The organism is Bacillus hominis (genome assembly GCF_018332515.1).
GTDB lineage: Bacteria > Bacillota > Bacilli > Bacillales > Bacillaceae_G > Bacillus_A > Bacillus_A hominis.
On the sequence record NZ_BOQD01000375.1, the window covers coordinates 1 to 3,765 of the forward strand.

The following is a 3,765-nucleotide window of genomic DNA, read 5'->3' on the forward strand; positions in this document are numbered from 1 at the left end:
GGTTTAGTATTAGAAGGCGGCGGAATGAAAGGGTTATATACTGCAGGAGTACTCGAATATTTTATGGAAAGGGACTTATTTTTTCCGTATGTAGTTGGTGTATCTGCGGGAGCGTGTATGGGAGCGACATATTTGTCACGTCAAAAAGGAAGAAATAAGAAAGTAAATACAGAGCTAGTAGCAGATCACAGATATATATCTTATCGAAACTTAATTCGAAAACGTGAATTATTTGGAATGGATTTTTTATTTGATGAAGTACCAAACAAAATTGTACCGTTTGATTTTCAAACTTTCCTAAATTCAAATGAACAGTTTGTAATCGGAACGACTGATTGCGAATCAGGACAGGCAGTTTATTATAATAAAACAGAACACGGAAATGATATTTTAAAAATCATTCGTGCATCAAGCTCTGTACCGTTTATAGCACCTGCTGTAGAATATGATAATCGAAAATTGTTAGATGGAGGGATTATAGATCCTATTCCAGTTTTTAAAGCACAAAATGATGGTTATTTAAAAAACGTTGTTATTATGACAAAGCCAGAAGGATACGAGAAGCAGCGTAATAAATTTTCTGGACTAGCTAAAATTTTATATAGAAAGTATCCGAAAATTGCAGAGCATTTAGTAAAACATTATCGTTTTTATAATGAAACTGTATCTTATATGAATCACAACGAACAAAAAGATAATTTTTATGTAATTCAGCCAAGCACACAGCTTCCTATAAGCGGAATAGAAAGAAATAAAGAAAAGCTCGTTAATTTATATAATCTTGGGTATAAGGATGCTCATAATCATTATGAAAACTTATTGAATTGGATGGGAAAATAAAGGGGTGGAACGTTGCTATTAGGAAAAAAGGTTATTTTTAATGAATTACAGAAAATGCATAGTCCTCTGCATAAGCCATTTCCTTATCGTGATACGCGAAAATTGCAGCGAGACTTTAAAAACGAATTTAAAGAAGATGACGTCATTAATGCTGATTTAAATTATTATTGGATGCATACTGCAGCAACTTTAAGTTTTGTACTAAAAAGAACCGAAGAGGATATTTCGTTTCAGCAAATAAAGTGGCTGAGAAAATCGTTTTTTGAATGGTTTCCGCAATATCGTTTTCTAGAAACAGAAATTATGAAGTATCCCATTTTATATAGAGATTTTATGAATTATGAGAAGGCCCGGAAACTGTTACTTTACTACCTTACTGAATAATATTGAAAACGCACAGACTAAATAGCTTGTGCGTTTTTTCGTTCATAAAATATACAATATTATTATCTTGTTTATATAGGAGTTCTATTGAGAAGAAAGAAGTACTTATAGAATGATGTAAGGAAGGGAGGATAAGTTTAGTAGCCGTTTTCCTTTAAGTTATTATCCAACCTGAATATAGTTATTTATGTTAAAATATTTCGAGTAAAATCAAGTTCTTAACGATTTTATCAAACATTAAACAAAATAAGTTAGAAACGCAGAAGGGACAGCACTAACATGGAAAACGTATCAAATATAGATAAATTGGAATCAATAAAATCTTTACAATCGACAATCCGTAAACTTGAAAATGCACTGTCACAGATGACTCAGAAAGGTGCAAACACGACCTTAGTGAAGAAAAGACTTAAAGCTGTTTGCATCGGGTTAGCAGTGTTAGAAACCGTTTGGAATCAAAGAGCTCATCATTACACACAAGAAGATCTAGCAGAAGCTCGCCATGTTCTTACTGGTTTGCTTCCATCAATTGAGAGGGCGTATGAAAAGTCAAAGGCTGGTAGTCCTCAAAGAACACTTTTAGAAAGAAGAATAAAAGCGTTGGAACTTGCTATTCAAGCAATTGATCAATTTTCCAATCAATAACTCATCTAACTACATATGCTTTATTAGTTCAATATGAATGAAACGAATTGAAAGAGTCTTATTACAAAAAAGTGTAGCAAGGCTCTTGTATAATTATATCGACATTAAAAATCTTTATTATCACATTACAAAAATACTGAAATATACACTTTCTACATTTTAATTTTAAATACTATACGGAAGATTCATCTTTATACACCACAGGATTATTCTCACCCTTCACACCTTCAATAACTTCTTATTACATCGGCTAATCAGTATACATTTCATCTTCAAATTCATACGAAATCAGGAAAACTTGAAAACAAACCTATTTTAACGGCAAATAGACGTCGCTATAAAGATTTAAAAGAAAAAAGATACAAAACCATTCACAAAGAGTTTAAAGACGGTCAAGATGGCATTTGGTGGCGTAAAAAGCTACCGGATGGATTGAAAGTATTAAAATATTCGAAAACAACACTATAAAAATAAAATGAAAAGAGGAATGAATCTATGAATCAAGATAATCTAGATAAAAAGCTAAAAAAACAAGAAATTTTAGTGAAAGATGAGAAAGTTTGGTCATTCACGTATGAGGATCATATTAGTTCTATCGTTAAACAGGCAGAAAAGAAAGGCGCTTTCAATGATTTACCTGGTAAAGGGAAACCTCTTAATCTTGATAAAGATCTTGCGTACAATCCTGAGAAGCAGCTTTATAGAACTTTGAAAAATAATCATGTTTTGCCTAGGTGGATTGAACTTTCAAAGGAAATAGATCATCTAAAAGAAAAATTAAAAGAACTAACGGATACTGCAGAAGCAGCTACGTTAATTACAACTATTAATAAAAAGGTCTCAGAACATAATTTACTTTGTCCGCCAAGTGCGCAAAAAATGAGGGTTAAAACGGGTTTTTAGCTTTTTTTAATGAAACCATCTTTTACAATATAATTGAGGTAGGCATTTATTAATTATCTTTAAAGGGAGGCAGAAGAAATGAAGAATACGTATCAGCTTCAATTACCGAAAGAACTAGAACAGTATCGTAGTAATTTAGAAGAAAGTATAAAACCGTATATTAAAGTGTCTGGAACACAAGCAGAGACAACTCTTTTTGAAAGTAAGTTTGGTGGATATCCGTATTTACCTACCAATCAAGAACATCCTAAAGACTCAACAGGACAACCTATGATGCTACTTGCGCAGTTAAACTTTGAAGAAATACCGTATATTGAACCCATGCCTCAAAAGGGACTATTACAATTTTTCGTAAGTGCTGATGATGAACTTTTTGGAATAGATTTTGATCATCCAACTAGCCAAAAAGACTTTCGAATTATTTATCATTCTACAATAACGGAAGCTCCAACTAAGGTTATTACTGATTTTAGTTATTTAAACACTTTAAATTTAGAGCATTTTATCATACCTGAAGCAGCTAAACTAAAGTTTGAATTGGATTATCAACCAGTAACATCAAGAGATTATCGATTTGAAAAGATTTTTAATGAAAACATTGATTGGGAAGAAATTGTTGATGAAGAAAATAAAACAGAATTAGGCGAACTGTATGATGATCTATGCCAAGATCAAGGGCATAAAATTGGCGGTTATCCATTTTTTACACAGACAGATCCGAGGGAATGGGAAGAAAAATACCAACAACACGATATATTATTGTTGCAAATCGATACAGACGATTCATTAAATATTATGTGGGGAGATTCTGGTGTTGCTAATTTCTTTATACGCAAGGAAGATTTGTTGAACCTAGATTTTTCCAATGTTATTTACAATTGGGATTGCTATTAAAATAACAGTTTAGAGCATTACTTATGTTTAAATAGGGAAAAGGACTCAGTTTATTGGTGTATATATGTTTAAGTGCTAAAAAATCATCCTAACAGTGAG

At 32.0% G+C, this 3,765-nt stretch carries 5 protein-coding genes; all 5 read left to right on the forward strand.

Translation table 11 applies throughout. The features are described from left to right. Window positions 1-840, forward strand: an 840-nt coding sequence (locus KI356_RS25150; protein WP_238486235.1) for a patatin-like phospholipase family protein, incomplete at its 5' end; no start/stop codon positions are given. A gap of 12 nt (window positions 841-852) precedes the next feature. Further along, entirely contained in the window at window positions 853-1,224 is a 372-nt protein-coding gene (locus KI356_RS25155; protein WP_212936799.1) for a YxiJ-like family protein, read from the forward strand. A gap of 279 nt (window positions 1,225-1,503) precedes the next feature. Beyond that, a complete protein-coding gene (locus tag KI356_RS25160) occupies window positions 1,504-1,869 on the forward strand; it encodes a hypothetical protein (protein WP_212936800.1) in 366 nt (121 codons plus the stop codon). A 495-nt stretch (window positions 1,870-2,364) separates the two neighbouring features. Next, window positions 2,365-2,772, forward strand: a complete 408-nt coding sequence (locus KI356_RS25165) for a DnaJ family domain-containing protein (RefSeq protein ID WP_212936801.1) — start codon at window positions 2,365-2,367, stop codon at window positions 2,770-2,772. A 78-nt stretch (window positions 2,773-2,850) separates the two neighbouring features. Next, window positions 2,851-3,666 (forward strand): YwqG family protein, encoded by an 816-nt coding sequence (locus KI356_RS25170; RefSeq protein ID WP_212936802.1) that lies wholly within the window; start codon window positions 2,851-2,853, stop codon window positions 3,664-3,666. Window positions 3,667-3,765: the final 99 nt, after the last annotated feature.

Bases quoted from the DNA above. Each gene is read 5' to 3' on its own strand.
- KI356_RS25165 (WP_212936801.1), top strand. From the start codon at position 2,365: ATGAATCAAGATAATCTAGATAAAAAGCTAAAAAAACAAGAAATTTTA.
- KI356_RS25160 (WP_212936800.1), top strand. From the start codon at position 1,504: ATGGAAAACGTATCAAATATAGATAAATTGGAATCAATAAAATCTTTA.
- KI356_RS25170 (WP_212936802.1), top strand. From the start codon at position 2,851: ATGAAGAATACGTATCAGCTTCAATTACCGAAAGAACTAGAACAGTAT.